20 protein-coding genes and 1 pseudogene are annotated in these 26837 nt (G+C 69.3%); 8 read left to right on the top strand and 13 right to left on the bottom strand.

Annotation, left to right across the window (positions count from 1 at the left end; translation table 11 throughout):
* Nucleotides 1-11: 11 nt before the first annotated feature.
* The gene (locus STRVI_RS01160) at nucleotides 12-416 is read left to right on the top strand and encodes a pyridoxamine 5'-phosphate oxidase family protein (RefSeq protein ID WP_014053786.1); all 405 of its coding nucleotides are present in this window, start codon (nucleotides 12-14) and stop codon (nucleotides 414-416) included.
* A gap of 61 nt (nucleotides 417-477) precedes the next feature.
* Here STRVI_RS01160 and proP read toward each other — a convergent pair whose 3' ends face one another.
* From proP to dnaK, 6 genes are all read right to left on the bottom strand, one after another.
* Nucleotides 478-2088 carry a glycine betaine/L-proline transporter ProP gene (proP, locus tag STRVI_RS01155; RefSeq protein ID WP_014053785.1) on the bottom strand — a complete coding sequence of 537 codons (1611 nt, stop codon included), beginning with the start codon at nucleotides 2086-2088 and terminating at the stop codon, nucleotides 478-480.
* Nucleotides 2089-2142: 54 nt separating this feature from the next.
* A complete protein-coding gene (locus STRVI_RS01150; RefSeq protein WP_014053784.1) occupies nucleotides 2143-2514 on the bottom strand; it encodes a cupin domain-containing protein in 372 nt (123 codons plus the stop codon).
* Nucleotides 2515-2688: 174 nt separating this feature from the next.
* A complete protein-coding gene (locus STRVI_RS01145; RefSeq protein WP_014053783.1) occupies nucleotides 2689-3168 on the bottom strand; it encodes a heat shock protein transcriptional repressor HspR in 480 nt (159 codons plus the stop codon).
* 5 nt (nucleotides 3169-3173) lie between these two features.
* Nucleotides 3174-4364 (bottom strand): molecular chaperone DnaJ, encoded by a 1191-nt coding sequence (dnaJ, locus tag STRVI_RS01140; protein ID WP_014053782.1) that lies wholly within the window; start codon nucleotides 4362-4364, stop codon nucleotides 3174-3176.
* Nucleotides 4365-4409: 45 nt separating this feature from the next.
* Nucleotides 4410-5066 (bottom strand): nucleotide exchange factor GrpE, encoded by a 657-nt coding sequence (grpE, locus tag STRVI_RS01135; RefSeq protein WP_014053781.1) that lies wholly within the window; start codon nucleotides 5064-5066, stop codon nucleotides 4410-4412.
* Nucleotides 5063-6943: a molecular chaperone DnaK gene (gene dnaK / locus STRVI_RS01130; RefSeq protein WP_014053780.1), complete on the bottom strand. Its 1881-nt coding sequence runs from the start codon at nucleotides 6941-6943 to the stop codon at nucleotides 5063-5065. The genes grpE and dnaK overlap by 4 nt, the downstream gene beginning before the upstream one ends.
* Nucleotides 6944-7213: 270 nt before the next feature.
* Between dnaK and STRVI_RS01125 the strand changes: the two genes are divergently transcribed.
* Entirely contained in the window at nucleotides 7214-9541 is a 2328-nt protein-coding gene (locus STRVI_RS01125) for a (Fe-S)-binding protein (protein ID WP_014053779.1), read from the top strand.
* 206 nt (nucleotides 9542-9747) lie between these two features.
* Here STRVI_RS01125 and STRVI_RS01120 read toward each other — a convergent pair whose 3' ends face one another.
* Nucleotides 9748-12564 carry a SpoIIE family protein phosphatase/ATP-binding protein gene (locus tag STRVI_RS01120; RefSeq protein ID WP_014053778.1) on the bottom strand — a complete coding sequence of 939 codons (2817 nt, stop codon included), beginning with the start codon at nucleotides 12562-12564 and terminating at the stop codon, nucleotides 9748-9750.
* Nucleotides 12565-13277: 713 nt separating this feature from the next.
* Here STRVI_RS01120 and STRVI_RS01115 point away from each other — a divergent pair.
* From STRVI_RS01115 to STRVI_RS01105, 3 genes are all read left to right on the top strand, one after another.
* Complete coding sequence (locus STRVI_RS01115) at nucleotides 13278-14906, top strand: FG-GAP repeat protein (protein ID WP_014053777.1); 1629 nt, start codon at nucleotides 13278-13280, stop codon at nucleotides 14904-14906.
* 216 nt (nucleotides 14907-15122) lie between these two features.
* On the top strand, nucleotides 15123-16076 hold the full coding sequence (locus STRVI_RS01110; protein WP_014053776.1) for a Yip1 family protein: 954 nt from the start codon (nucleotides 15123-15125) through the stop codon (nucleotides 16074-16076).
* Nucleotides 16077-16333: 257 nt separating this feature from the next.
* Nucleotides 16334-17767 (top strand): recombinase family protein, encoded by a 1434-nt coding sequence (locus STRVI_RS01105; RefSeq protein WP_014053775.1) that lies wholly within the window; start codon nucleotides 16334-16336, stop codon nucleotides 17765-17767.
* Nucleotides 17768-17966: 199 nt separating this feature from the next.
* On the opposite strand, the gene STRVI_RS01100 is transcribed toward STRVI_RS01105, so the two are convergent.
* From STRVI_RS01100 to STRVI_RS01080, 5 genes are all read right to left on the bottom strand, one after another.
* Complete coding sequence (locus STRVI_RS01100) at nucleotides 17967-19418, bottom strand: replication initiator (RefSeq protein ID WP_014053774.1); 1452 nt, start codon at nucleotides 19416-19418, stop codon at nucleotides 17967-17969.
* Nucleotides 19419-19550: 132 nt separating this feature from the next.
* Nucleotides 19551-20231: a DUF2637 domain-containing protein gene (locus tag STRVI_RS01095; RefSeq protein ID WP_014053773.1), complete on the bottom strand. Its 681-nt coding sequence runs from the start codon at nucleotides 20229-20231 to the stop codon at nucleotides 19551-19553.
* A gap of 49 nt (nucleotides 20232-20280) precedes the next feature.
* Entirely contained in the window at nucleotides 20281-21672 is a 1392-nt protein-coding gene (locus STRVI_RS01090; protein WP_014053772.1) for an FtsK/SpoIIIE domain-containing protein, read from the bottom strand.
* Entirely contained in the window at nucleotides 21669-21875 is a 207-nt protein-coding gene (locus STRVI_RS01085; protein WP_014053771.1) for a hypothetical protein, read from the bottom strand. Before STRVI_RS01085 ends, STRVI_RS01090 begins: the two co-directional genes overlap by 4 nt.
* Nucleotides 21872-22210: an SCO3933 family regulatory protein gene (locus tag STRVI_RS01080; protein ID WP_014053770.1), complete on the bottom strand. Its 339-nt coding sequence runs from the start codon at nucleotides 22208-22210 to the stop codon at nucleotides 21872-21874. The genes STRVI_RS01085 and STRVI_RS01080 overlap by 4 nt, the downstream gene beginning before the upstream one ends.
* 181 nt (nucleotides 22211-22391) lie before the next feature.
* On the opposite strand from STRVI_RS01080, the gene STRVI_RS01075 reads away from it, so the two are divergent.
* Nucleotides 22392-22802, top strand: a complete 411-nt coding sequence (locus STRVI_RS01075) for a winged helix-turn-helix domain-containing protein (protein WP_014053769.1) — start codon at nucleotides 22392-22394, stop codon at nucleotides 22800-22802.
* A gap of 1442 nt (nucleotides 22803-24244) precedes the next feature.
* On the opposite strand, the gene STRVI_RS01065 is transcribed toward STRVI_RS01075, so the two are convergent.
* Nucleotides 24245-24631, bottom strand: a complete 387-nt coding sequence (locus STRVI_RS01065) for a DUF6415 family natural product biosynthesis protein (protein WP_014053766.1) — start codon at nucleotides 24629-24631, stop codon at nucleotides 24245-24247.
* Nucleotides 24632-24736: 105 nt separating this feature from the next.
* Between STRVI_RS01065 and STRVI_RS01060 the strand changes: the two genes are divergently transcribed.
* Nucleotides 24737-25783: a helix-turn-helix domain-containing protein gene (locus STRVI_RS01060; protein ID WP_106685821.1), complete on the top strand. Its 1047-nt coding sequence runs from the start codon at nucleotides 24737-24739 to the stop codon at nucleotides 25781-25783.
* A gap of 43 nt (nucleotides 25784-25826) precedes the next feature.
* Nucleotides 25827-26827: pseudogene (locus STRVI_RS47285) on the top strand (IS5 family transposase).
* Nucleotides 26828-26837 lie beyond the last annotated feature (10 nt).

The following is a 26837-nucleotide window of genomic DNA, read 5'->3' as shown; positions in this document are numbered from 1 at the left end:
GGTTCTGGGCCATGTCTGTCGATCCCCGCAACCCCGAGCCCGGGTACCTCGATTTCTGGCGCGAACGCCATGTGTGCACCCTGACCACCCCCCGCCCGGACGGCACCCCGCATGTCGTCCCGGTCGGCGTCACCTACGACCCCGAGGCCGGGCTCGCCCGCGTCATCGCGAACCGCCACAGCCGTAAGGTCGCCCATGTCCGGGCGGCGGGCGAGGGCGGTGCGCGGGTCGCGGTCTGCCAGATGGCGGGCAGGCGGTGGGCCACGCTGGAGGGGCTCGCGGTCGTACGCGAGGAGCCCGAGCTGATCGCGGAGGCGGTACGCCGCTACGCCGAGCGCTACGAACGCACCCCGCGCCCCAACCCCGACCGCGTCCTCATCGAAATCACCCTCACCCGCGCCATGGGCAAGGGCTGAGTCCACGCCACGGGCAAGGGCTGAGGCCACGCCACGGGCAAGGGCTGAGGCGCGGGCCGCGTCACTCCTCGTCCTCCTCCTCCCGGTGGCCCGCCCCCGCCCAGGGGTGGCGCAGCCGGATCCAGACGTCGCGGGCGTGCCGCCCGGCCTCCGTACGGCTCTCGGCCACCGCCGTACGCGCCTCCTCCTCGGTCTCCACCATGGGCCCCGAACCGCGCAGCGGCTTCCCCGCCGTCTCATGCAGGAACAGCGTGGCGATCAGCCCGATCACCCCCGCCGCCATCAGGTAGAAGGCGGGCACCAGCGTGTTGTGCGTGGTGGCCACCAGCCACGAGGCCAGCAGCGGCGTCGTCCCGCCGAACAGCGACACGGAGAGGTTGTACGAGATCGACAGCGCGCCGTAGCGCAGCCGGGTCGGGAACAGCGCGGGAAGCGTGGCGGCGCTCGTCCCCGCGAAGGTGACCAGCATCGCGCCCAGGATCAGACAGCCGATCGCGGGCATCAGCACGCCGCCCGCCCGGATCAGCAGGACCGCCGGAATGGCCAGCGCCACCAGGCCCAGGCTGCCGACCAGGAACAGCGGCCGCCGCCCCCAGCGGTCGGAACCGCGCCCGACCACCGTGATCGCCAGCACCACGAACAGCATGGTGCCCAGCACCAGCACCTGGGCCGTGGTGGCGTCCTGGCCGAGCGTGGAGGTCATGTACGTCGGCAGATACGACGTCACCATGTAGTTGGTGACGTTGTACAGCAGCACCAGGCCCATGCAGATCAGCATCGCCTCCCAGTGCCGGGTGAAGATCTCCCTCAGCCGCCCCCTCCCGGACTGGCGGGCCTCCTCGATCGGCACGGTGTCGCCGTGCGCCTCCGCCGCCTCCGCCGCCTCGGCCGCCCGCTCGGCCTCCTGCTGGAACGCCGGGGTCTCCTCCAGCCGCAGCCGCATATACAGACCGATCAGCCCCAGCGGCCCCGCCACCAGGAACGGCACCCGCCAGCCCCACTCCACCATCCCGGTCTCACCGATGGTGGCGGTGAGCACGGTGACCAGACCGGAGCCCAGCGAATAGCCGATGAAGGTGCCGAAGTCGAGCCAGCTACCGAGGAAGCCACGGCGCTGATCGGGCGCGAACTCGGCGATGTACGTGGTCGCCCCCGCGTACTCACCGCCGGTCGAGAAGCCCTGCACCACCCGGCAGGCCAGGAGCAGCAGCGGGGCGGCGAAGCCGATCTGGGAATAGCCGGGCAGCAGACCCACCGCGAAGGTGCCGATCGCCATCATGATCATGGTGGTGGACAGCACCCGCCGCCGCCCGATCCGGTCGCCCAGCGGCCCGAACACCAGCCCGCCCAGCGGCCGCACCAGGAACGCCACGGCGAAGGTGGCGAACGTGGAGACCACCTGGGTGGCGGGGTCGTCGCCGGGGAAGAAGACCTTGCCGAGGGTGACCGCGACATAGGCGTAGACACCGAAGTCGAACCACTCCATGGTGTTGCCGACCGCGGTCGCCGCGACCGCACGGCGCATCCCCGGCTTGTCGACAACGGTGACTTCCTCGATGGCCAGCGGCTCCTTGCGGCGCCGCAGCAACGTCCGGATGAGCTGGTCGGTACGGGCACTCCGGTGCGGCCACCCTCTGCGGGATCCACGCGGTGGTGTCCGACCGGTACTCATCTCGTCCCCTGCCGACGGCTGAACCGCTGCAAGAGGCCGCTGCCGCCCCCCGCGTCAGGCCCCGGCCTCACTCGACTTCGCATACGTCAACGCCATCTGCCCGGCGACGTCGTACACCACGACCTGCTCATCGCCGACGACCCAGGCGTCATGGCCGGGCGCCACCACATACACGTCCCCGGGCCCCACCTCGGTCTCCGCGCCATCGGCCGTGCGCAGCCGCATCCGGCCCTGGACCACGATCCCGCTGTGGTGGACCTCGCACAGATCGGTCCCCACGATCGGCCGCACCGACTCCCGCCAGCGCCATCCGGGCTCGAAGGTGCCCACGGCGAAATCCAGCCCGGTCAGATGCAGGGCTTCGATATGGCCTCCGGGAAAGTCACGCCGTTCATCCGGCTTCTCGATCGTCTTGACTTCCACCATGGCGATACCTCCTCCCATATCTCCATGGTGCGCCCGGGACGCCGCATCGGCGCGCCCGGCCGACGGCCCCAGCGGGCAGGCACTGGGCAGGCGCGGAGCAAGGCTCCGGGCACGCGAAAGCCCGGTGGCCGTAAGGACGGTCACCGGGCCTGCGATCAGCGGCGCGCCGGGGTGCTACTCCGGGCGCCTGGGGCGCCAGACCACCAGAGCGCTGCTCTGCTGGACGTCCTGGTAGCGGACCAGGTCGCGGCGGTAGGAGGCGTGGACCTGGGCCTCGCGCTGCTGCATGGCGGTCGCGGCGCCCTCGACCGCGGCCTGGAGCTCGGCGACATGGGCCTGGAGAGCCGCGACCTGGTTCTCCAGTTCGATGATGCGCTTGATCCCGGCAAGGTTGATGCCCTCGTCCTGGGACAGCTGCTGCACCTGGCGGAGCAGCTGGATGTCGCGCGCGGAGTACCGCCGGCCACGGCCGGCGGTACGGTCGGGGGAAACCAGGCCGAGGCGGTCGTACTGACGCAGGGTCTGCGGGTGCAGCCCGGAGAGCTGAGCCGCCACCGAGATGACGTACACCGGCGAATCCTCGGTCAGCTCATAAGGGTTACGGGGCCGGCCGGCGCCCGTGCCTCCGATGCCTCCTCGGCCGTGCGACTCCATTGGGGTCACGCTCCCTTCGCGGCCTTGAACAGCTCCGCCCGTGGGTCCTCTCCCACGGTCGCTTCGCGATACGACTCCAGCGCGCCCCGCGCCGTGTCGCTCAGCTCCTGCGGCACCGTGACCTCGACGGTGACCAGCAGGTCTCCGCGCGTGCCGTCCTTACGGACCGCGCCCTTGCCACGGGCGCGCATCGTCCGTCCGTTGGGCGTGCCGGGCGGCAGCTTCAGGGTGACCGGCGGGCCGCCCAGGGTCGGGACCTTGATCTCGCCGCCGAGCGCCGCCTCCGGAAGGGTGACGGGCACGGTGACGGTCAGGTTGTCGCCCTTACGGCCGAAGACCGGATGCGCGTCCACGTGCACGACCACATACAGATCGCCGGCCGGGCCGCCGGTCTCGCCCGGGGCGCCCTTGCCGCGCAGCCGGATCCGCTGGCTGTCGCTGACACCCGCGGGGATCCGGACCTGCATGGTGCGGGCGGAACGGGCCCGTCCGCTGCCCTTGCAGGTCTCGCACGGGTTCTGCGCGATCAGGCCGCGGCCGCGGCACTCCACGCACGGGTCGGTGAGCGAGAAGCCGCCCCCGCCGCCCCGGCTGACCTGGCCGGTGCCGACACAGGTCGGGCAGACCCGCGGGGTGCCGTCCCGGTCGCCGGTGCCCGAGCACGCCTTGCACGGGGCCTGGCTGGACATCCGCAGCGGGACCGTGGCCCCCTCGACGGCCTCGGTGAAGCTGAGCGTCACCTCGGACTCGATGTCCTGGCCCCGGCGGGGCTGGGCACGGGTGGCGCCGCCGCGGCCGAACAGCCCGCCGAAGACATCCCCGAGCCCGCCGCCGAAGCCGCCGGCGCCACCGCCACCGGCACCGCCGCCGCCCTGGGCGCCGCCGAAGAGGTCGCCCAGGTCGAAGTTGAAGTTCCCGGTGCCGCCCGGACCGCCGGGACCGGGGCGGAATCCGCCGTTCCCGAAGAGCGAGCGGGCCTCGTCGTACTCCTTGCGCCGCTTGGGGTCGCCGAGGATGTCATTGGCCTCGGAGATCTCCTTGAAGCGGTCCTCCGCCTTGGCGTCGCCCTTGTTGGCGTCCGGGTGGTACTCGCGAGCGAGCTTCCGGTACGCCTTCTTGATCTCCGCCTCGGTCGCGTCCTTGGGGACGCCGAGGACTTTGTAGTAGTCCTTCTCCACGAAGTCCTTGGTGCTCATCCTCGACGTCCCTCCTCTCCTGCTGCTCCCGCGATCACCGTCACGTCAGCCCTCTTCCGGGCCACCGCTCTCCTCGTCCGGCGCCGCGGCCTCGCCTTCGCCACCCTTGGCGGTGGCTCCCGGCTGGGGCTCGGCGACCGCGACCCGCGCCGGGCGGATCGTGCGCTCGCCGATTCGATACCCCGGCTGCAGAATCTGCACGCACGTGGTCTCGGTGACATCCGGTGCGTACGAATGCATCAGCGCCTCGTGCACCAGCGGGTCGAAGGGCTCGCCCTCCTTGCCGAACTGCTGCAGGCCCAGCTTCGACGACACCGCCTCCACCGATTCGCCGACCGACTTGAAGCCGCCGACGAGCTCGCCGTGCTCACGGGCGCGGCCGATGTCGTCGAGCACGGGCAGCAGCTCGGACAGGAGGCTCGCCACGGCGATCTCCTTGACCGTCACCCGGTCCCGCTCGACCCGGCGCCGATAGTTCTGGTACTCCGCCTGGAGCCGCTGGAGGTCGGCCGTCCGCTCGCTGAGGGCGGTACGCACCTGGTCCAGCTGTGCCTGAAGGGCTACCTGCTCGAGGTCCCCGGCCGGGGCTGCCGGGCCCGCCTTGTCGGCGGACCCGGCGCCCTTCGCCGCGTCGTCGGGGGTCTGCGCGGCCTCGGAGGGGACGTCGGGCTGCTCCTCGAAGCCCGGGGTCTCCTCCGTCACGCCGCACCACCCCGGCCCTTGTCGGCCTTGTCGTCGTCGACGATCTCGGCGTCCACCACATCGTCATCGGCCTTGGCCTGGCCCGCGGCACCGGCGTCACCGGCGTCACCGGCGGCGGCACCGGCCGCGTCCGCGCCGTCCGCCTGGGTGTTGGCGTACATGGCCTGGCCCAGCTTCTGGCTGACCGCGGCGACCTTCTCGGTCGCGGTGCGGATCTCGGCGGTGTCCTCACCCTTGAGCTTCTCCTTCAGCTCGGTGAGGGCCTCCTCGACCTCGGTCTTGACCTCGCCCGGGACCTTGTCCTCGTTGTCCTTGAGGAACTTGTCCGTCTGGTAGACCAACTGCTCGGCCTGGTTGCGGGTCTCGGCGGCCTCGCGGCGCTTGTGGTCCTCCTCCGCGTACTGCTCGGCCTCGCGCATCATGCGGTCGATGTCGTCCTTCGGCAGCGCGGAGCCGCCGGTGACGGTCATCTTCTGCTCCTTGCCGGTGCCGAGGTCCTTCGCGCCGACGTGCATGATGCCGTTGGCGTCGATGTCGAAGGTGACCTCGATCTGCGGCACGCCGCGCGGGGCCGGCGGCAGGCCGGTCAGCTCGAACATCCCGAGCTTCTTGTTGTACGCCGCGATCTCGCGCTCGCCCTGGTAGACCTGGATCTGCACGGACGGCTGGTTGTCCTCGGCCGTGGTGAAGATCTCCGAGCGCTTGGTCGGAATGGTCGTGTTGCGCTCGATCAGCTTGGTCATGATGCCGCCCTTGGTCTCGATACCGAGGGACAGCGGGGTGACGTCCAGCAGCAGGACGTCCTTGACCTCGCCCTTGAGGACACCGGCCTGGAGGGACGCGCCGATGGCGACGACCTCGTCCGGGTTGACGCCCTTGTTGGCCTCCTTGCCGCCGGTCAGCTCCTTGACGAGCTCGGCGACGGCGGGCATGCGGGTCGAGCCACCGACCAGGACCACGTGGTCGATCTCGGACAGCGAGATGCCCGCGTCCTTGATGACGTTGTGGAACGGGGTCTTGCAGCGCTCCAGCAGGTCGGAGGTGAGCTGCTGGAACTGGGCGCGGGTGAGCTTCTCGTCCAGGTGCAGCGGGCCCTCGGCGGACGCCGTGATGTAGGGCAGGTTGATGGTGGTCTCGGACGAGCTGGAGAGCTCGATCTTCGCCTTCTCAGCGGCCTCGCGGAGGCGCTGCAGGGCCATCTTGTCCTTGGACAGGTCGACGCCGTGGCCGTTGTTGAACTGCTTGACCAGGTAGTCGACGACGCGCTGGTCCCAGTCGTCACCACCGAGGTGGTTGTCACCGTTGGTGGCCTTGACCTCGACCACGCCATCGCCGATCTCCAGCAGCGAGACGTCGAAGGTACCGCCGCCGAGGTCGAAGACCAGGATGGTCTGGTCGTCCTTCTCCAGCCCGTAGGCGAGCGCGGCGGCGGTAGGCTCGTTGACGATACGCAGGACGTTGAGGCCCGCGATCTCACCGGCTTCCTTGGTGGCCTGGCGCTCGGCGTCGTTGAAGTACGCCGGGACGGTGATGACCGCGTCCGCGACCTTCTCGCCGAGGTACGACTCCGCATCCCGCTTGAGCTTCTGCAGGATGAAGGCGCTCATCTGCTGCGGGTTGAAGTCCTTGCCGTCGAGGTTGACCTTCCAGTCGGTGCCCATGTGGCGCTTGACCGACCGGATGGTGCGGTCGACGTTGGTGACCGCCTGGCGCTTGGCCACCTCGCCGACGAGCACCTCGCCGTTCTTCGCGAACGCCACAACGGACGGCGTGGTCCTGGCGCCCTCGGCGTTGGTGATGACGGTGGGCTCACCGCCCTCGAGAACACTGACGACGGAGTTCGTCGTACCCAGGTCGATGCCGACCGCACGTGCCATTTCGGGATCCTCCAGCTACAGCATTGAGTGGAACAGGCTCAAGCGTGCATCAGCCCGATCGCCGCTGTCAACAGACCTGAGTCGCATGGGCTCAAGTTTTATATGAGGCTTATGCCCAACCAAGCACGGATGAGAGGGAGAAGGGGCCAAGTGAGCGACACAGATCACCGGCTCGTCGACTACATACGCCCCCGTCCGGGCGGGTAATCTCGGTCAGGCCATATTAAGTTACTGCTTAGTAATCCAGCTCGCAGGTTCGAGGAGCCCCATATGCAACTCGCCGCGATCATCGTGTCGCTGGTCCTCACCGCGGTCGGCGTTGCCCTGCTCGGCCGGGCCGTCGCGCAGTTCGTGCGCTTCTTCAAGCTCGGCGCACCGGTCCCAGCGGGGGCCAGGACCGACAACCCCTACCAGCGCAGCGTGACCCTGGCCCGGGAGTTCCTCGCGCACACCCGCATGAACAAGTGGGGCGTGATCGGCGTCGCCCACTGGTTCGTGGCGATCGGCTTCCTGACCCTGCCGCCGACCATCATCAACGCCTACGGCCAGCTCTTCCAGGCGGACTGGACGCTGCCGATCCTCGGCGGCTTCCTCCCCTACGAGCTGTACATCGAGTTCATCGGCACGATGACCACCCTGGGCATCCTGACGCTCATGGCGATCCGGCTGCTCAACCTGCCCAGCCGGGCCGGCCGCAAGTCCCGGTTCGCGGGCTCCACCGCCTGGCAGGCGTACTTCGTCGAGTACGTCATCCTCATCATCGGCGTCGCGATCATGGCGCTGCGCGGCACCGAGGGCGCGCTGCACCACGTCGACACTTACGAGCCCGCGTACTTCGCCTCGTATCCGCTGGTCCAGCTCTTCGACGGGCTCAGCGTGGACACGGTGCAGAACCTGACCTACCTGTTCGCGATGATCAAGCTCGGTACGACCATGATCTGGATGATCACGGTCAGCACCAACCTCGACATGAGCATCGCCTGGCACCGCTTCCTGGCCTTCCCCAACATCTGGTTCAAGCGCAACGCGGACGGCGACGTGGCGCTCGGCGCGCTGCAGCCGATGGTGAGCGAGGGCAAGCCGATCGACTTCGAGGACCCGGACGAGGACGCCCAGTTCGGCGTCTCGCAGATCGAGCACTTCTCCTGGAAGGGCATCCTCGACTTCTCCACCTGCACCGAATGCGGCCGCTGCCAGTCGCAGTGCCCCGCCTGGAACACCGGCAAGCCGCTGTCGCCCAAGCTGCTGATCATGGCGCTGCGCGACCATTCGCACGCCAAGGCGCCGTATCTGCTGGCCGGTGGCGGCGCTGTGACATCAGCGGCTGGCGCCGCGGGCATGGAGGGCGAGGAGAAGGCGAGCGAGGGGCAGCTCGCGGACGTGCCCGCGTCCGCGCTGGCCGAGGCCGAGCGCCCGCTGATCGGCACGCTGGAAGAGAATGGCGTCATCGACCCCGACGTGCTGTGGTCCTGCACCACCTGCGGTGCGTGCGTCGAGCAGTGCCCGGTGGACATCGAGCACGTCGACCACATCGTGGACATGCGCCGCTACCAGGTGATGATCGAGTCCTCGTTCCCTTCCGAGGCGGGCACGATGCTCAAGAATCTGGAGAAGAAGGGCAACCCCTGGGGGCTGGCCAAGAAGCAGCGCCTCGCGTGGACCAAGGAGCTCGCAGCGGACACAGGCTTCGAGGTGCCGGTCGTCGGCAAGGACATCGAGGACCTCACCGAGGTCGACTACCTGTACTGGGTCGGCTGCGCGGGCGCCCTGGAGGACCGGGCGAAGAAGACCACCAAGGCCTTCGCGGAGCTGCTGCACATCGCGGGCGTCAAGTTCGCGATCATGGGCGGCGACGAGGCGTGCACCGGTGATTCCGCCCGCCGCCTGGGCAATGAGTTCCTCTTCCAGCAGCTCGGCCAGCAGAACGTCGAGATGCTGAACATGGCCTTCGGCGAGGACGACGAGGACGAGTCGTCGAAGAAGCCGAAGTCGGCGAAGAAGATCGTCGCGACCTGCCCGCACTGTTTCAACACCATCGCGAACGAGTACCCGCAGCTTGGCGGCGAGTTCGAGGTCATCCACCACACCCAGTTGCTGCAGCACCTCATCGACGAGGGCAAGCTGGTCCCGGTCACCCCGGTCGAGGGTCTGATCACCTACCACGACCCCTGCTACCTGGGCCGCCACAACAAGGTCTACACCCCGCCGCGCGAGATCATCGCCAAGGTGCCGGGGCTGCGGAACGAGGAGATGCACCGCCACAAGGAGCGCGGCTTCTGCTGCGGCGCGGGCGGCGCCCGGATGTGGATGGAGGAGCGGATCGGCAAGCGCATCAACAACGAGCGCGTGGACGAGGCACTGTCCCTCAACCCGGACATCATCTCCACCGCCTGCCCGTTCTGCCTGGTGATGCTGACCGACTCCGTCAACGGCAAGAAGGCCGCGTCTGACAGCGGCTCCGCCGCGGGCGGGAAGGCGAAGGAAGAGCTGCAGGTCGTGGACGTGGCGCAGCTCCTCCTCGACTCGGTGAGGACCCCGGCGGCGCCGGAGGACGGCGGCAAGAACGCCGAGGAGCCGGAGCCGGCCCCGGCCAAGTAACGCCGCAACGGATGCGCTGAAGCCCGCCCACGGGGTCCGTGGGCGGGCTTCTGGCTGTACTGAGGGCCGTAAGGCGGCCCTGACAGTTGTAAGGCGGCCACGTTGCCCTTTGCCGGCCCTCAGGAGCGCCTACGGCCCCGTGAGCGCCTTACGGCTTTCATGCGAGCCCTATGCGAGCCCTGGAGCGCCCTGAGGCCCTGAGGCCCTTAGGACCGCGGCTTGACGCTCTTCGACAGCGGCAGCGCCTGCTCGGTCCAGATGACCTTGCCGTCCGAGGTGTAGCGGGTGCCCCAGCGGTCGGCGAACTGCGAGACCAGGAAGAGCCCCCGGCCGCCCTCGTCCGTCGTCCCCGCGTACCGCAGATGCGGGGAGGTGCTGCTGGTGTCGAAGACCTCGCAGATCAGGCTGCGGTCGCAGAGCAGCCGGACCCGGATCGGGCCGGTCGCATAGCGGATCGCGTTGGTGATCAGCTCGCTGAGGATGAGCTCGGTCGTGAACGCGACATCGCCCAGATCCCACTCCGCCAGCTTCCGCGCCACCGCGGCCCGCACCGCGGCCACCTGCGACGGGTCGGAAGCCACCTCCCAGTCGGCCGTCAGACCGGGCTCCAGCACCCTCGTACGGGCCACGATCAGCGCGATGTCATCGCTCGGGCGGTCGGGCAGCAGCGCGTCCAGCACGGCCGTACAGGCGTCCTCGGGCGTCCGGCCGGGGTGGGACAGGGCATCGCGCAGCATCTCAAGACCGGTGTCGATGTCCCGGTCGCGCTTCTCGATCAGCCCGTCCGTGTAGAGCACCAGATGGCTGCCCTCGGGCAGGTCCAGCTCCGACGTCTCGAAAGGCAGCCCGCCCAGGCCCAGCGGCGGCCCGGCCGGGAGATCGAGGAACTCCACGGAGCCGTCCGGACGCACCAGCGCGGGCGGCGGATGACCGGCCCGCGCCATCGTGCACCGCCGCGTCACCGGATCGTAGATCGCGTACAGACACGTCGCCCCGGTGATCCCCTCACTCCCACCGCCGTCACCGTCCAGTCCGCCAGGGCCCTCGTCCTGGTCGATCCGGGCGATCAGGTCATCGAGGTGGGACAGGATCTCATCGGGCGGGAGATCGAGCGTGGAGAAGTTGTGCACCGCCGTCCGCAGCCGCCCCATCGTCGCCGCCGCATGGAGACCATGCCCCACCACATCGCCCACCACCAGCGCCACCCGCGCTCCGGGCAACGGGATGACGTCGAACCAGTCGCCCCCGACCCCCGACTCGGCCGGCAGATAGCGGTACGCCACATCCAGCGCGTTCTGCTCCGGCAGCATCCGGGGCAGCAGGCTGCGCTGGAGGGTGACCGCCATGGTGTGCTCGCGGGTGTAGCGCCGGGCGTTGTCGATGCTGACGGCGGCCCGGGTGACCAGCTCCTCGGCGAGGGAGATGTCGTCCTCCTCGAAGGGCTCCGGCTTCTCCGCGCGCATGAAGCTGGCCACGCCCAGGACGACGCCCCGGGCCCGCAGCGGGACCGTGATCATCGAGTGGATGCCGTAGTCGACGATCCGCCGGGCGTGCTCGGGGTCCTGGTCCTGCCAGCCGGCGAAGTCGCTCAGGACCGGCTCGACCGTCACCGCTCCGCTGCGGAAACCGCGGGCCTGGGGCGCGCTCGGGCCGAAGTCGATCAGCATGCCGAGGGGGTAGAGCGGGCCGTCGTCGCGGATGCCGCTGAGGGCCGTACGGCGCAGGACGGTACGGCCGCCGTCGGCGACCGCCACAGCGCCCCACGGGCCCGAGTCCGGGGCGCCGAAGCCCGCCGCTCCGTCCGGGGGCTCCTCGCCGCGCAGCACCGAGTCCGCGAGGTCCACCGAGACGTAGTCGGCGAACCGGGCCACCGCGTACTCCGCCAGCTCCTGGGCGGTGCGCACCACGTCCAGCGTGGTGCCGATGGAGACGCCCGCGTCGTACAGCAGCTTGAGCCGGTTGCGCGCGAGGTCGACCTTGCCGGACAGCGCGCGCAGCTCCGTGGTGTCGCGCAGGGTGGCGACGCTGCCGGGCGGGCCGCCGTCGCGGTCGGTGGGGCGGTGGCTGACGGACAGCAGCCGCTCACCGGCCGTATGGACCTCGTCGGTGGCGGGGCGCCCGGACACCAGCAGGGCGGCGGTGTGCGGATCGAAGCCGAGCTCGGACACCAGCCGGCCCTCGGCGTCAGGCGGGAGATCGAAGAGCCGGCGCGCCTCGTCGTTGGCGAGCACCAGCCGCCTGTCGCCGCCGACGATCAGCACGCCCTCGCGCACCGAGTGCAGCACCGCGTCATGGTGCTCGTACATCCGCGTCATCTCGGCCGGGTCCAGCCCGTGGGTCTGGCGCCGCAGCCGCCTGCTGACCAGGGCCGTGCCCGCCGTGGCGAGCGCCATCGCGGCCGCGGCCGCGCCGAACAGCAGCGGAAGCTGATGGTCGGCCGCACCGCTGACCTTCTTGATCGTGATACCGGCCGCGACCAGGCCGACGACCTTCCCGTGGCTGTCCTTGACGGGCACCACGGACCGCACGGACAGGCCGAGCGTGCCGGTGAAGGTCTCCTGAACCGTCCGGCCCTCCGCCGCCGGGCGGATGCTGCCCATGAAGTGCTTGCCGATCCGGGCGGGGTCGGGGTGGGTGAAGCGGATCCCCTGGGGCGTCATGACGACGACGAAGTCGACGTGGGAGCCCTGACGGGCACGCTCGGCGAGCGGCTGCAGCACGGCGCTCGGATCGGGGCCGCGGATCGCGCTCACCATGCCCGGCGCGCTCGCGAAGCTCTCGGCGACCGCCATGGAGCGGTTACGGGCCTCCCGCTCGCTGTCGTAGCGGGACTGCAGGACGAGCGCCACCACGGCGGCGACGACCAGCAGCAGCACGACCCCCACCTGCAGGACGAAGACCTGGCCGGCCACGGTGCGCACACCGCGCACCGGGTTCCGGCGGGGCTGCCCGTAGCCGCGGCCGTGAGCGGTGCCGTGGCCGGAGCCGGGACCGGATCCGCCGCCGGTCCGGCCGATGCGCACCGGCGACCGCTCCTGCGGGCCCCGCTGGGCGTACGCGCCCTGCCGACTCTGCGGATCCCAGTGGTCATGGGAATCCGGCGAGACCTGCGGATCGGATTGATCGCGCTGATCTCGCTGACCCTGCTGGTCCTGCTGAACGCGCCGCCCACGTCGCTCCCACGCCGAGCGGGGCCCCTCACGCCGACCCCGTGGGCGCCAGTCGTTCATCGTGCGGGCCAGCGGAACTCGTGGGCGACCGAAAAGTCCGGCCATGTCGTTATTTCTAGCACCCTCGCTCAGCGGCGGGCGAGCGGCATCCGCCGCCGGGCGCCGAGCGCTCCCGTCCGACATCGCGGCTACACCCCGCCCGAGCCCTCTTTCGCCGGTCTCGCCGCTTCACCCGTCACCCGCACACCGTGCGTTAAGCACATGACTGCCCCCGTTTTTCCGCGTTGAAGTTCCGCGTCGACCGACTACCGATACTGGCCGTGAAGTATCCCTTCTCACAACGACGTTACGAATTCCCTACAGGATCATGCCCGACGGCGCATAGGTAAATGTCCTGGACAGACCTTGTGCCCTAAAGGTCATCTTTACAGCCAAGCGGACTGATCGGTCCCGCGTCCTCGCGCCTACAACCATCGAGCGGACGAGGACGAAACGCCAGGCATCACCCTCGTAACGAAGTGCCGCGCCCCTTGGCCTCAGCCGCCCTGATGGGTTGAGGTGGCCCGATGACGCCCGCACCTCCCCCCACCGCACCACCCGGCCGCGTCCCGGGCCCCCGACGCCGCGCCCTCCTCCGCACCCTCCTCCGCGTCCCCACCGCCTCCACCGCCTCCATCGCCGCAGGTACGGCCTGCCTGGCGCTGCTGCTGGCCGCCTGCGGCCCCGGCGACGGCGGCGCACGGGGTGGGCGCGACGGCTCCTCCTCCGCCAGCGGGTCCGTCATCACCCCCACCGCCACCACGCCCGTCCCCCACGGCAAGGGCAGCCGGCTGCCGGATGACGTCAACGGCGACGGCTATCCCGATCTGCGGCTCCCCGTCCCGTCCGGCAAAGGGGGCCTGCCCAGCCGGATCGCCTTCGTCCACGGCTCGTCCCACGGCCTGAATCCCGCCACCCGCACCGTGCTGCGCCACCGCGACCTCGGCCTGCCGTCCCAGGACGTCACCGTCGCGGGCGCGACCGAGGTGGCCACGGCCGACCTCGACGGCGACGGCTACGCCGACGTCACCACCACTGCGGGCGAGGCCCTCGGCGAACGCGAGACGGAGCGCACCCGGGCCACCGTCCGGACGGTCCCCTACATCTCCTGGGGCGGCCCAGGCGGCCCCCAGAGGACCCGCTCGGCCGCCCGCGTCCAGCTGACCGGCCCGGACGACGGTGTGGACGCCCAGCGCCCGACCGTCGGCGACTTCGACGGCGACGGTCACCACGACCTGGCCCTGATCCGCGAGGATCGCCATTCGCTGCTGGTGCTGTACGGGCCGTTCAACCGGGCGGGCAAGGCCGCCCGGACCGTTCCGTACGCGAGCCCGCTGGACGGCCACGGCGAGATCGGCGATCTCATCGCCGACACCATCGCGGACAGCCACTCCGCGGATGGCACCGCCGACGGCCACCGCGCCACCGACGGCCACCGCTCCGCCGACGGCCACCGCGCCACCGATCTGGTGGTGCACGCGGTCAACGACAACGACCAGTCCGGCTCCACCCTCCTCGCCGCCGGCTCCCACGGCCTCAGCGCAGAGGGCCGCAGTCTGCGCGAGGGCAACGCGATCACGTTCGGCGACTTCGACGGCGACGGCCGCCGCGATGTCGCGGTCGGCGACAGCGGCACCCGCAACGACGAGCCGGGCGTCGAGACGGAGCGGCCGGACATCGGTAAGACGGTGAGCGTCTACTACAAGCGGACGGCGCAGCCGGGGCGTGCCGATCCGCGCCCTCTCGAACCACGCCCCCTCAAGATGCCGGGGATGTCGGGCAAGCTGGCCGCCGCCGATACCGACGGTGACGGCACCGATGAGCTGGCCGTCTCGCTCGGCCGGGGCGGCGTCGAGCTGCTCACCCTGCGCCGGGCCTCCCACACCGCCACACCCCGCGTCGCCGGGCGTCACCTCCTGACCCGCGCGGCACCTTCCGTCGTGGACGGCAAGACGATCCGTAAGGGCGAGCGCGCGGCCCGGCTCTACGACGTCGCCGACTTCGATCATGACGGTAAGGACGAGGTCGTCCTGGCGTGGGGCCCCGGCCTGGCCTTCTCGCGGTACGGCGAACGTCCCGAGTGGTGGTGGATCACGGACGGTAAGGCGGACAGGACGGCCTTCAGCAGCAAGCCGTTCGGGTCGGACGCGGACTAGAACTAGGCGGACGCGGACCAGGGCGGCGGGCCGAGGGAGCGAGGGAGCGAGGGCGGTCGAACGCCGGGGGAACGCCGGGCGGGTACACCAGATACCCTCAGGAACCGCCGGGGGAAAACCCATAAGGGACCCCCTAAGGGATGTCACAGCTCGGCCGCAAAGCCTGGTCCGCCACACAGCTCCCGCACCCGGCCCGCTACGACCGGGTACGTTCGAATGGTGGCTGGATTCAGGATCGGACGCGGACGGGACTCCCACTCCGCGCAACAAGGGCAGCAGCAGCGGCCGCCGCAGTCGCCGTACGGACAGCAGGAGCCGTACGGCGGTCAGCAGCCGCCGCAGTGGCAGCAGCCCTCCTCACAGGGAGAGCCGGAGTACTTCGGCGGCCAGGACCCGCACTACGGCCCCGGGCACGGCCCTGGTCCCGGGCACGGAGGCCATGGCCAGGGGCAGAGACCGTACGGACAGGGCGGCGGGTACGCCGACAACAACGCGGGCCATACACAGCAGTTCAGCGTCGGCGAGGCGCCCGACGCGTACGACCCGTACGGCCAGGCACCCGGCTCGTACGACGACGGCTACGGCGGGCAGACGTACCGCGCCGGCTCCTCCACCGCCCCGCCCGCCGGCCCCCGGCTGCACTGGCAGCAGTTGCTGAGCGGCATCGTGCTGCGCCCGTCGGCCACCTTCTGGCAGATGCGGGACTACGCGGTGTGGGGCCCGGCGCTGATCGTGACCTTCGTCTACGGTCTGCTGGCGGTCTTCGGCTTCGACGACGCCCGTAAGGACGTCCTCAACGCTTCTATGGGCAACAGCATCCCGTGGGTGCTCACCGCGGGCGTCGCCATGGTGATCAGCGCGCTGATCCTGGGCGCCGTCACCCACACCCTCGCCCGCCAGTTGGGCGGCGACGGCACCTGGGCACCGACCATCGGCCTGTCAATGCTGATCATGTCGATCACGGACGCGCCGCGGCTGGTGTTCGCGCTCTTCCTGGGCGGCGACAGCTCGCTGGTGAAGGTGGTGGGCTGGCTGACCTGGCTGGCCGCGGGCGCGCTCTTCACCACGATGGTGAGCAAGTCGCACGACCTGCCGTGGCAGAAGGCGCTGGGCGCGTCGGCGCTTCAGCTGATCGCCCTGCTGAGCCTGCTGAAGCTGGGGACGCTGTAAGGCAGCCACCGCATCCCGCACGACCAAGGGGCCCGCACCGCGGGCCCCTTCCTCATCTCCTGCGCCACCTCACGGGTTTGACACCCGTAAGGCGTCCACCACCCATCAGGCGTCCCCCCGCACCCATCACGCGTCCCGTACCTGCCCCTCCCGCCGCACGACGGGCGGTTCGACGCTCCAGGGCAAGTGAACTGAATGATCGTAGTAATCTCTTCCTGCACCGTCGAAGCAGGTCAGAGCAGGGGGAGCGTGCATTCGTGGCGCGGAAGGTGGGGATCTACACCCGCATCTCACGGGACGATGAGGGCGATGCGCTCGGCGTGGCTCGCCAGCGTACCGACTGCGAGCGGCTGGCGGATCTCCGCACATGGCAGCCTGTGAAGATCTACGAGGACAACGACGTATCCGCGTTCAAACGCAACGTCGTGCGCGACGAGTTCGAGCTCATGCTCAAGGATCTCCGCGCCGGGCTGATCGATGGCGTCGTGGCGTACGACCTCGACCGGCTAGCGCGCCAGCCCCGAGACCTTGAACGACTGATCGAGATCTTCGACGAGCGCCCGCGACTGGAGTTCGCGACCGTCACCAATGACGTCAACCTCGGCACGGCGGACGGACGGACCATGGCGCGCATCATGGTGGCTTTTGCCAACAAGTCGTCACACGACACGTCGCGGCGGATCAAGCGCAAGCACCTTGAGCTGGCCCAGCAAGGAAAGGCCAACGGCGGTCCGGCGCCCTACGGGTGGCTGAAGGACGACCGGAACAAGGTCGATCCGGAAGCGGCGAAGCACATCCGCGAGGCGCAGAAGGAAGTTCTCGCCGGGGTCCGTATCGGCACCATCCGGACCCGATGGCAGGAACAGGGCCTAGGGAACCCCCGCCAGGGCACCAAGCGGATGGCCCACCACCACGTCGAGCACATCCTCACCAACCCTCGATTGGTGGGGTACCGCACCTACCACGGTGAGATTCTGCACGGCGACGACGGGCAGCCCGTCATGGGCGAGTGGGACCCGATCAACATCGTCGAGGAGTGGGAGGCGGTCTGCGCAGCCATCGCCGAGCGCAAGCAGACGAAGGCTGGACAGATGCTCGCCCGTAGGTACCTGCTCTCGGGCATCGCACGCTGTGGCCTGTGCAAGAACAAGATCCGGGGCCAGGTGAACCACAAGTGGAAGCCCGGCTCCAAGGGAGCGCAGTACAAGTATCAGTGCTCGAAGGTCAACGGCGGGTGCGGCAAGGTCGGCCGCGTCGGCGAACCCGTGGACAAGCTGATAGCCCGGCTCGTACTCAAGGAGCAGCGCGAGAAGGCCACCACCACAGGCGTACCGGTTGAGGCGCGATGGCCCAGGGAACGTGAGCTGGAGGACTTGCTCCAGGACATTGCCCAGCTCATCGAGGCGGAGAAGGCAAAGACCATCACCGTGTCCACCCTCCTCCAACTGCTGCCCGCCAAGGAACAGGAGCGGGACGCGCTGAGGTTGGAGCGAGCCCGTTTCTACAAGGAGCGGAAGCAGGCGGAGGCCAAAGGAAATGCTGGCGACCTGACTGAAGAGGAGTTCTTCGCTCTCCCGATCGAGCGCCAGCGCGAGATCGTATTGCACAGTCTCACTGCTGTGGTCATCCATCCCGCAGGCCGGGGCAAGCGCAAGTTCGATCCCGACTTGATCGATCCGATTTGGCGCTGAACGAGGGAGCCCCGGTTTCGGCCGGGGCTCCCTCGTGTTCTCTGTCCCTATGTCCTGCCGTGGAGCAGACGGGCACGCCGTATCCACTCCTCATCCCGCTCAGGCGCACGGGCCAGGTGCTTCCTCAACCACTCCGCCTCACGGGCAGCGCCGTCCTCATGCGTGCCCCCTCGTCGAGCGCGGGATTCAGTCGCGGTGGTCACAGCCACGGGGCTCCTTCCGTCCTGAGGCGTTCGGCTTGGGCGATGTCGTGGCGTACCTGTGCGGCTAGCAGTTCCTCACCGGGGCTGTAGCCGGAGGCCAGGTATTGCCAGTGGGAGACGACGAGGGTCGTTTCCTCGTCCACCTCGGGCCGGTCGTCTGCGGTGCGTGCTTGCTCGGTGCGCCAGGTGCGGCGGATGTCGCGCAGGGCGCCGAGGGTGGTGGAGTAGCGGCGGGATTTGCTGGAGAAGTGGCCCCGGAAGCCGAGCATGTGGGCCCACTTCCAGAGCTTGAGTTCGGCGAACTCGGGCAGGTGGCCGAGGCTCCAGGCGGTGCGGATCATCTGGCGGACGTGGCTGTGCACGGGCAGATCCGCGATGGGTTCGGACTGGCCAGTGCCCTCGCACTCGTCGCACAGGTCCCGGAAGCCGTCAGGGCCGCGCTGGTAGCCGCGTCCAGTGCAGTGGGTACAGCGCAGGGAGCGATCTACTGTTCCGGAGTCCTCGGCGCTCTTCGTGGCGTACTTCGCGACGTAGGCGGCGACCTTCTGATCGGTCAGTTCACCGTCGCCCAGGGCCGCGATCTCGCGGATGTCGAGCTGGGAGCCCCAGGTGAGTCGGCGTTCGCCGATGGCGTCGGAGGCGACCGTGAGCACGGCGCGTTCGGCCGCCTCAGTGACCGCGTGGGTGAGGGCATCGGCGGTGGCCCACCGGGGCGGGGGCTCGTTGCTGCCCTCGGGACCGTCGAGGCGGATCACGGCATGGAAGTGGACCAGGCCGCGCCGCTGGTACTCGGCGACCTTCGCGAAGGAGACGCGCAGCGCCGCGTTCAGCGCCTTCTGCGTCATGCCGAGGTGCGCGGCCAGCTCACGGCGCAGGTAGGTGGTGAAGCGTGCCCACAGGGCTCCGGCGTGGGCGTTCCAGAGCACGGCGCCGGTGTAGTCGTAGGTAGCCGGGGACAGCGGCGTGCCCAAGGCGGAGTCGTCGGCCGGGTGGCGTTCGCCGCAACGGCAGGCCAAGGTCTTGCCCGCGTCGGTGGTGCGACGGTTGTGCACCGGCCCGAACGACGGGGCCGTGAGCGTGACGAACAGGCGCGGGTGCGTGCGCACGGTCTCCGGCACGCTCTTGCCGCCCGAGAGCCCGGCCTTGATCAGGTGGTAGGTGTCGGCGGCGTACAGGCGCGAGCAGGACGGGCAGCGGGAGGAACGGCGGTTGCCGCAAGTGGTCAGCAGCCGCCCAGTGGGCTCGTCAGCAGTGCTGTACGCGCGGACAACGGTGTCCGTCGCCATGTCGCGCGTTTCGGTGGAGCCGACGAGCTGAACCGGCCGGGTGCAACCGCGGATTCGGCTGATCTGGTCTTGGATGCGGTCGAAGTCGGGGAGATGGGCGAGGTGGACGAGGTCCCGCAGGGCCAGGCTCGCCACGTGGCGCAGGTCCAGGGGGGCTTTCACGGGTGACGCATCCTTTCGAGGAAGAGGGCCCCGGGCAGCACTGGGCCAGGGCTGCGGGTGCTGCTCGGGGCATGACGAATCCGGGCCCGGTCGGGGCGGGGTTTCTGGATTGCCGGAACGGCCGGCACGGGGTCAGAGCTGGGCGTGCGCGGCGGTAGCCAACGGCAGTGCGACGCCGAGGCGAGTCCGGAGCTGAGCCGGGGTGATGGGCTCGCCGTGTTCAGCCCGGTAGGTGTCGGCGATGGTGCGCGCCGCGTTCAGCAGCGGCACGGGCACCGTGACCACCGGGGAAGACTCTCGCTTCGGCGTGGCTGGTGGCGAGACCGGTTCGGGGGCCGGGGCAGGCTCCGGCGCGGGGGCCGGTGCCTTCTCCACCGGAGCGGGCGACGAGGCTGAAGCCGGGGCGGCGTGGGCGACGGTGTGGAAGTGGCGCAGGAGTTGCGGGCCGACGGCTCCCCAGCCCAGGAGAAGGAGCGGGGCAACCGCGTCCACGGCGGCCCGGCCGTAGTGCCCGGCGACGATCGGTTCGGCGACGTTGAGGGCCAGGGTCAGCAGCCCGGACAAGTGCATCAGCCGGGTGGCGCCCTTGATCTGTTCGGCCGGGACGCCGCGCAGGGACAGGTAGCGCAGGGCGACCAGGAGGCCGACGACGGACAGGTCGACCATCGGGGCGATCAGCGGTGCGACCGGGGCGGGGACACCGAGGCGCAGGGCCAGGGCCCAGACGTTGCCGAAGGAGAAGACGAAGGCCAGGGCCGCGATGATGCCCATGATCACGGTCACGGTGCGCTGAGTGATCCGGTCCTCAGACATGAGGGATTCACCTCCTTCCAGGTCTCGTGACGAGCGGGCCGGGGACGGGTCAGGCTGCCTCCCGCTTGGTGAACGGGTCGTCCATCCGCATCGCGGAGACCGCCAGTTCCTCCAGCAGCTCGGCGGGGTCGCGGGTCAGGTGGGCGGTGTCGGTGGCGATGCGGGCAGCGTCCGCGTCGGCGACGTACGGGGTGCGGATGCGGGCGAAGCCGGGACGCCCCTGGTGCGCCATGGCAGCCACGCCGACATAGGCCGGGTCCTGGAGCGCGGTCGGGCTGGCGTCCGGCCAGTTCCGGATGTCCTCCCCCAGCGCGACCACGGCCGCTTCAGCGGTCTTCTGGGCGAAGGACAGGCCCACCGGGCACACGTCCCGGATGAAGGTGGGGATGGCGTCCCCGGTCGCCTTCTGCGTCGCGATGATCACCAGGATGCCGACGTTACGGCCCTTCTTCACCAGGTCCTCCACCAGCCGCGCATTCTCGGCAGCCAGCGCGGCGAGCTTCTTCGTCCGCGTGTCCGACCCCTTGTAGTCGCGGAAGTAGGTGTGTGCCTCGTCCACGATGAGCACGGTGAGCGGCCAGGCCGCCGAGGGCCCGACGTGCCACATGTTCTTCACGCCCAGCAGGGCACGGATGGACGCCGACCGGTCCCGCCGCAGCTTCACCAGCCGCGTGAACAGCGCGTTCGCCTCTTCGAGATCGTCACCGACGAACGCGAAGATCCGGTCTGTCAGGTCGGCGTAGTCGCCCTCATGGGAGGAGGTCACCTTCCCGTCGGCCACCGCGTACTGCACCGCATCGGACGGCGCCGTATCGCACATGAACCGGTTGACCAGAGACGTCTTACCGAAGCCCGGCAGCCCGGCCACGGTGACGCCCGGCACGTTGGCCAGGCTCACGCTCACCGGCAAGGCGTACTCGTCCAGGCCCAGATCCCACACCGCCAGATCCTCCGGCACAGTCCCGGTCGGGGTGTGCTCGGTGGGGACGATCAGCGGATCAACCCGCACGCCACGGATCACGAGCTGTCCCGGCTTGTCCGGCAGGACCGAAACCCGCGTGCACCGCCACGCGTCAGCCAGATACGGCGCCGCCCGCTGGAACTCCGCCAGCCCCACCTTGGGCAGGCACACCGCGTGCACCAGCACCCCGTACCGGTCGGCGGCCACCTTGATCTTCGGGATCAGGACCCGTGGCTTGGGGACCTTCCCGTCCGGCGCCACGATCACGGCCGGAGGGGTCTTGTCAGTCACCGACAGTCCGACCATCGGGGCCAGCCGACGCCAGCGACGCCGTACACCGATCGCCTGCCGCATGCTCGCCCGCGTCATCGTGTCGGCACGCACATAGCGCACCAGCCACCACAGGGCCCATATGCCGATCAGGGCCAGGGCCGCCCCGGCAACAGCCGGGGCAGACCCGATGACCTCTCCCACAGTCACAGCGCGTCCTTGTCCATGTAGAGGAATCGGTAGAGGGATATCCGCAGTTCCAGCAGGTCACGGCCGGATGCGAGCTTCGGGTAGCCGTGCGACTCGATCACCTTGACCACATCGAAGAGCAGGCCGTTCGTGAACCGCGAGTCGTCATCCCCGCTCTCCGGCGCCACCGGATAGACCGGGTCCGGTCCGGTCGGGGACGTCACTTGACCAGCTCCAACGCCGCCGCCCGGTAGGCCACGCCATCGGAGAGCTGGCCGTTGAAGAGCCGCGCCCACGGAGTGGCGAACAGCTCCGCCACCCGCACCGGCATCCCCGGCTGGAGACCACCCGGCAGGCCGCTCTCAGGAACGGTGATCTTCATCTGCTCGGCGCGGCCCTCTTCCATGAGGAAGACGGTCAGGGTGTGCAGGGTCTCCCCGGTGTCACGGTCGGTGGCGACCTCACCCGTGTTGGGGTCCTTCACCTTCGGCACCGGGAGGGTGCCAGCGATGAACTGGGTGGAAGGCAGCAGCCCCACGCGAATACGCGTCATAGCCATGCTTCTTGCTCCTGTTCGGTCGGTAGCCGCTCGTTGCGGCACGACCAACAGTGCACTACGTGCGCTAGCGCGTCAAGCACATAGCGCACCATGAGCATGAGCCAGCTAGCCCAGCAGGCTTCACGGAGAGGCAACATGCGTTCTAGTGCGATGGGTGGGCTTAGCGGGCTACCCTCGGGCTATGAGCCTGCCGAGGGACACCCACACTCCGCCTTATCGGCTGGTCGCCGACGAACTTCGCCAGCTAATCCGCTCCGGCCGTATCAAGCCGGGCGAACGGGTCCCGTCCTCACGCGACCTCGAAGCCAAGTACGACATCGCGAACATGACGGCCCGGTCCGCGCTGCGTGTCCTGCGCGACGAAGGATTGATCTACTCCACACCGGGCCGGGGCAACTTCGTTGTTGACCCTCTGCCCCCGGAGTCCGAGGAACCCCCGGGGGCAGGCGAGACCGAAGGGCGGCGGCAGATGCCCAGCGCCGAGTATCTGGAGCTATCCGAACGCCTAGACGCCCTAACGGCCAAGGTTGACGAGCTGCTGGGGGTCTTCCAGCAACTCGCCAGCTTCACCGAGCGTCAGAAGAAGAGCTAGCGGCCAGGCCCTCAGCGACCCGACTTGCCAACTCCTCCAACCGGGCAATTTTCTCTTCGAGTTCAGCGAGGCGAGCCCGGATTTCCGCCGACTCTTGCTCGTTCATTGCTACCCCGTTCGCGTTGCTGATGCCCTCTTCACCCATCCCAAGCCTGATGTCGAGACCCCGATGGGACACCCGAGTCGGTGACCCCGATCACACTCGCCCCTTGCTCGCCGATCCGCGCAGCCGCAGCGGAGGCCAAGGAGCACAGAGGTTGCTGTTCAAAGTTTCTTTACTGGATCAAGGCGGCCCGCTTGCGCGGGCCGCGCGCGCTGGCGGCCCGTGGCCGCCGCCCGCTCCTGTCTCCGCCCCGCTCAGCGGCGCCCCCGTGCCACTCAGCGCGCCACCCCGCACCAGCACACCACCAGACGCAGTCAGCACCTGGAGCAGCTCCCACGGAGCGCCTGCCGACCGCAGCGGATGCGCCGACGCAGCAGCACGGCCAGGACCACGGGCCCAACCTGCCAGCCACCGAGGGGCGGACACGCAGAGCGGTTTACATGGCCAGCCGTCCGCCGACTGCGGCCATCGCCGTTGTGCGCGTAGCAACGGCCAGCGGGGAGGGGAGGGGTGCCCGGCCGGGGGCATGTCGATCGTCAGCCCCGGCCCGATGTGGCCGGCCGCCGTACTGCCGCCGTCACGGATGCGGATGCATGAGCAGACCGAACCGCCCAGCCGTGGCGGGCGGGGAGCAACTGCTACCGCGCAGTGGCCCAGGCCGCCGTGGTCGCTCCGCGTCGGTTTCCGTATCGCGGTGGCCGACAAGCGTGTCGTAAGCGCTCTGGCATCCGCCACCACCGAGCCCACCGCCCCAAACCTGCCTTGCACTCGTCACCACCCCTATGCCTCACCTGAACTCACCTGAAAATGGGCGACGTCGAAGCGAGCACGACAACCACCCCGGTACCATCGGCACCGGGGTTCCTGAAAGGGGACTCTCCGCCGGGCCACCCGTCCGCCTGCCAGGGTTTCGAGGGGTGGCCCGGTTTTGCGTATGTGGTTGTTGTGCGCGGCCCGGCCCCCTCTCGCGGATATTTGTGGGGCACGAGCGCGGGAGCCGGACCGCAGACGGCGGACGGTGCAGGTCCGCCGTCACCCTGGGGCGGAGTGGGTGAGGCAGGGGGTTGATGGGACGCACGCCCACCTCACAGCCACAACGCCTGAGGGAGCAAAGGCAGGAGCTACCGGGGTCTCCTTGGGCACGGCAGCGCCCCCGTCCTTCTACGGCTCATTTCGTCCGAGCGGAGTGCGACACCTTCCGCCTCCAGAATTCGATACAGCATGTAGTAGGAGAGGCCGAACTTCTCGCGTATCACGGCCACTTTCAAACCGTCGCCGTACGCCTTCAGGATTTGTCTTTTCTTCGGCTTCCATTTCGCCGGTACGCGGCACGCTGCCGTCACCCCTTGCGCTCCCCTTGCAGACCGGAGTTTTCGAGGAGGAAACGACAGGTGTAGCCCAACCCCTGCACATGCGCCTTAGCCGACAGCAGCCCGTGACCGAGCCCTGCCGCTACTTCATAGGAAATCGAGCGCAGTTTGCTCGCCTTGCCATACCACTCCACCGTGCCGTGGTTAAGGCGATCGATCTGCTTCGTTGCCAGCGGTGTCAATGTCTTGATGTGCCCAATCAGTACTTCCCTCAGCTCGCACAGATCCTCGTATCGGGGCACGGTCGAACTCTCCACCAAAGCTCGGACGATGGCCCCCTTGACCTGTTCAACGTCCACCTCCTGAGGACCCGTCACGGCCGTGCGGTCCTGGTCTTGTGAACCCGTGGCCACCACTGCAATCCCTCCTGCCTGCCAGGCTGGTCTCGTGGTCACATCTTGGAGGGAGGCCAAGGTCAATCCGATACGCCCGGCGTATGGCAGGGGCGTATGGTCTTCGGCATGAGCAATCGGCAACTATGGGCTGACGTTCGGTTGCGAGCCGCCTGGGCGCGCAAGGACTGGGCTGCACTGCTGGGCGAGTACAAGCGCGCAGCAGGGATCTCTCAGATGAAGCTGGGAGAGCTGATCGGGATGCCGCAGTCTCACGTGTCGCTGATCGTGCGCGGAAAGCGGAAGGTACTCGCCGCCGAGGTCATGGACAGGATCACGGAGGGGCTACAAGTGCCGGACGAGCTACGCGGGTTGCCGGATCGTTCGAATCTCGGCGATGCATGGAACCCGGACCCACAGCTCCGAGAACGCATCGCTCACGCGCACGTAACGGGGAAGGCGGATCTGCGTACAGCGGACTGGATCGCCAAGGTGCTGACGGAGCACCGCAAGGCGGAAGACATGATCGATGGGGCCGATCTGTGGCCCGTTGTACGGGCGCAACTCGACCAGGTGACCCGCCTCTTGCCCCTGGCTTCCGGAGCCACCGCAGACGGAATCCTGATATTGGCAGCCGAACACGCACATTGGCTTTCCTGGGTCGCCGCGCGGCAAGGCAAGCATGGAGCGGCAGCGGCATGGTTGGATCTCGCCGGAGGCTGGGCAATCGACGCCGGATCGCCGGATCTGACGTCGTGGATCACACGCGTCCGGTCGTACTACACCTTGCAGTACGCGCGTGACCCGATCCGAGCGCTCAGGACTGCGGAGGCCGCCGCCCACGGTCGTGGTCTCTCCCCAGCAGCCGAGGCAATCGCGCTTCATGAAACGTCTATGGCTGCGGCCTCCGTCGGAGAGCGGGACCGCGCGCAACGGCTCGCCGACCGGGCCTACGACCTAGCCGTGCGGGTGCCCGACGCCGAGGAGCGGCCCGGATGGCTGTACTGGCTCGATCCAGTGCGCGCGAAGCTGAACCGCGCGGACGTGGCCTATGCCGCCCGGGATTGGCGAACAGCGGCAGACGGGTACCGCGACGCGCTACGAGATCTGACCGACTTCCCCAAGGACCACGCTTACTACGCCGGACGCCTCCAGGACGCAGAGGGAAGGGGCTAGGGCCTGTGCGGAGTCGTGATCAACGTGGCGGTAGAACATTCGTGTGGCGAGACGCGAACTGAGCGATGACGACTGGGCGTTGGTTGAACCTTTGCTGCCGATTGGCGAGTACGGGCCGTATCCGCATCGGTTGCGGGACCAGTTCGAGGGTGTGGTCTGGAGGTTCCGTACCGGGAGCCAATGGCGCGAGATACCGGAGGAGTTCGGGGCCTGGTCGACGGTCTACGACCGGTTCCGTCAGTGGCGCGATGCCGGGGTGTTCCAGGCCCTGATGGAGGCGCTGATCGCCGAGGCCGCGCGACTCGGGCAGGTGGATCTGTCGCTGGTCAGCGTGGACTCCACGACCGCCCGTGCGCATCACGACGCGGCGGGCGCACGGGTGAGTGAGGACGTGCTGGCCGCCCTGGAGGAGGCCATCGAGCCGCCAAAGGGGACCGCGAGAAGGGACAAAAGGATCAAGACGGTACGGAAGAAGCGGCGGCGGTCGACGCTGTCCGTGCCGAGCGGCGCAGGGTTCGCCGACGGCGCCGCACACGGCTGAAGGCGGCCGCCCTGGGGCGCTCGCGGGGCGGGTTGACCAGCAAGGTGCACCTGGCGGCCGAGCGTCGCTGCCGTCCGCTGTCCTTCGTGCTCACCCCCGGGCAAGCCGCCGACAGCCCGCAGTTCATCCCCGTCCTGCGGGGCATTAAGGTCCGCGGCCCGGTGGGCCGGCCGCGCACCCGGCCCGACGCCGTCGCTGGCGACAGGGCGTACGCCTCCCGCCGCAACCGCACCTACCTGCGCAGCCGTGGGATCAAGGGGGTCATCCCGGAGAAAGCTGACCAGGTGGCCAACCGCAAGAAGAAGGGGCGCCGTGGCGGTCGGCCTGTAGCCCACGACGCCGAGCTCTACCGGGAGCGCAACACGGTGGAACGTCTGATCAACAAGTTGAAGGCGTGGCGCGGGATCGCCACCCGGTACGACAAGACCCCCGAGAGCTATCTCGCGGCGCTCCACCTGCGCGGCGCGGTCATCTGGCTCCGCAGCCTCCGCTCCTACGAATGATCACGGCCTT

This window comes from Streptomyces violaceusniger Tu 4113 (genome assembly GCF_000147815.2).
Taxonomy (GTDB): Bacteria; Actinomycetota; Actinomycetes; order Streptomycetales; family Streptomycetaceae; genus Streptomyces; species Streptomyces violaceusniger_A.
The sequence above is the reverse complement of the archived record's forward strand: the minus strand, read 5'-3'. Positions and strand labels throughout refer to the sequence as shown.

Excerpts from the sequence above, each read along its gene's own strand:
- STRVI_RS01160 (WP_014053786.1), top strand. The coding sequence starts at position 12 with ATGTCTGTCGATCCCCGCAACCCCGAGCCCGGGTACCTCGATTTCTGG.
- proP (WP_014053785.1), bottom strand. The coding sequence starts at position 2,088 with ATGAGTACCGGTCGGACACCACCGCGTGGATCCCGCAGAGGGTGGCCG.
- STRVI_RS01150 (WP_014053784.1), bottom strand. The coding sequence starts at position 2,514 with ATGGTGGAAGTCAAGACGATCGAGAAGCCGGATGAACGGCGTGACTTT.
- STRVI_RS01145 (WP_014053783.1), bottom strand. The coding sequence starts at position 3,168 with ATGGAGTCGCACGGCCGAGGAGGCATCGGAGGCACGGGCGCCGGCCGG.
- dnaJ (WP_014053782.1), bottom strand. The coding sequence starts at position 4,364 with ATGAGCACCAAGGACTTCGTGGAGAAGGACTACTACAAAGTCCTCGGC.
- dnaK (WP_014053780.1), bottom strand. The coding sequence starts at position 6,943 with ATGGCACGTGCGGTCGGCATCGACCTGGGTACGACGAACTCCGTCGTC.
- STRVI_RS01125 (WP_014053779.1), top strand. The coding sequence starts at position 7,214 with ATGCAACTCGCCGCGATCATCGTGTCGCTGGTCCTCACCGCGGTCGGC.
- STRVI_RS01115 (WP_014053777.1), top strand. The coding sequence starts at position 13,278 with ATGACGCCCGCACCTCCCCCCACCGCACCACCCGGCCGCGTCCCGGGC.
- STRVI_RS01110 (WP_014053776.1), top strand. The coding sequence starts at position 15,123 with ATGGTGGCTGGATTCAGGATCGGACGCGGACGGGACTCCCACTCCGCG.
- STRVI_RS01095 (WP_014053773.1), bottom strand. The coding sequence starts at position 20,231 with ATGTCTGAGGACCGGATCACTCAGCGCACCGTGACCGTGATCATGGGC.
- STRVI_RS01080 (WP_014053770.1), bottom strand. The coding sequence starts at position 22,210 with ATGGCTATGACGCGTATTCGCGTGGGGCTGCTGCCTTCCACCCAGTTC.
- STRVI_RS01075 (WP_014053769.1), top strand. The coding sequence starts at position 22,392 with ATGAGCCTGCCGAGGGACACCCACACTCCGCCTTATCGGCTGGTCGCC.
- STRVI_RS01060 (WP_106685821.1), top strand. The coding sequence starts at position 24,737 with ATGAGCAATCGGCAACTATGGGCTGACGTTCGGTTGCGAGCCGCCTGG.